The sequence below is a fragment of the Candidatus Pelagibacter communis genome (assembly GCF_001179945.1).
Classification (GTDB): domain Bacteria; phylum Pseudomonadota; class Alphaproteobacteria; order Pelagibacterales; family Pelagibacteraceae; genus Pelagilacustribacter; species Pelagilacustribacter ubique_A.
Genome location: NZ_CVSG01000025.1, coordinates 1 through 1,003, shown reverse-complemented (window position 1 = coordinate 1,003; position 1,003 = coordinate 1). Strand labels below are relative to the sequence as shown.

The window sequence follows — 1,003 nt, the reverse complement described above, 5'->3', positions numbered from 1 at the left end:
TCTGCAGACACTGTAGTCTCAGCATAGCTAAGACCTGCAAAGCCAAAGTAAACAGCTGTTCCTGCTAGAAAGTATCCTAAGTATTTTTTCATAACTAACTCCCTTGTTAAGCGTGCGTTATAGGATTTTAACTATTGAAAAAGAATTGAATTGTCTAAATTTGAGCTATGCAGTTTTTGCAAGTAGTTTAGCCCTTATTTGAGATTATCAAATAAGGGCTAAATAAAACGTTTATCGGTTAAACATTTCTTTTAAGCTTTTAGCTGGTAAAAACTTAACTTTTTGTGATGCAGCAATTTGAATGGACTCACCTGTTCGAGGGTTTCTTCCTACCCTAGCTTTTCTTTTTGCTACTTTATAAGTACCAAAACCAGCTATCTTTACAGTATCGTCATTCTTTAAGGCATCTAAAATAATAGTCGTTATTGAGTCAAAAGTTCTCTCAGCATCTGCTTTGCTTTGACCCAGTGTGGACGATATTTTTGCAACTAATTGTTTTTTATTCATTTATGCCCCTTAGTTATTTACTAATCTCTATAAAAATCCAATAAAATCAACATTTTTTTGGTGTTTCACGTAAATATCAACACAATATATTGTATGGTCAAAAATCGTTGATATTACTAACTTTTTTGAATAAAAAAATGGCTTAAAATAAGCCTAAATCTCTCAAATCATTAAATGTTGTAAAAAACATTAAAGAAAGTAGTAAAAAAAGACCGATTCGAAAGAATCCTTCTTGGGTCTTTTGAGTTAGAGGTCTGCCTAAAACCTTTTCAAAAGCATAAAACATCAAGTGACCTCCATCTAACATAGGAATAGGCAACAAATTAATAAATCCTAAACTAATCGATATGTAGGCCATAATACTTAGAAAAGCTATAAAGCCAAGTTTTGCAACCTGGCCAGTGATTTTAGCTATTTTTATAGGGCCGCCTAGTTGATTGGTGTCTCCCGTGCCTTTAAACATTGAAATAATAAAATTCCATGAAGCGTCTATTAC

General features: G+C 32.6%; 2 protein-coding genes. Both read right to left on the bottom strand.

All coding sequences use genetic code 11. From position 1 onward, the window contains the following. Positions 1–231: 231 nt before the first annotated feature. The gene (locus tag AMN78_RS00880) at positions 232–507 is read right to left on the bottom strand and encodes an HU family DNA-binding protein (protein WP_022735395.1); all 276 of its coding nucleotides are present in this window, start codon (positions 505–507) and stop codon (positions 232–234) included. A gap of 142 nt (positions 508–649) precedes the next feature. Further along, on the bottom strand, positions 650–1,003 hold a 354-nt coding region (locus tag AMN78_RS00875; protein ID WP_179850583.1), incomplete at its 5' end, for a site-2 protease family protein.

Coding starts and splice junctions, on each gene's coding strand:
- AMN78_RS00880 (WP_022735395.1), bottom strand. CDS start 507: ATGAATAAAAAACAATTAGTTGCAAAAATATCGTCCACACTGGGTCAA.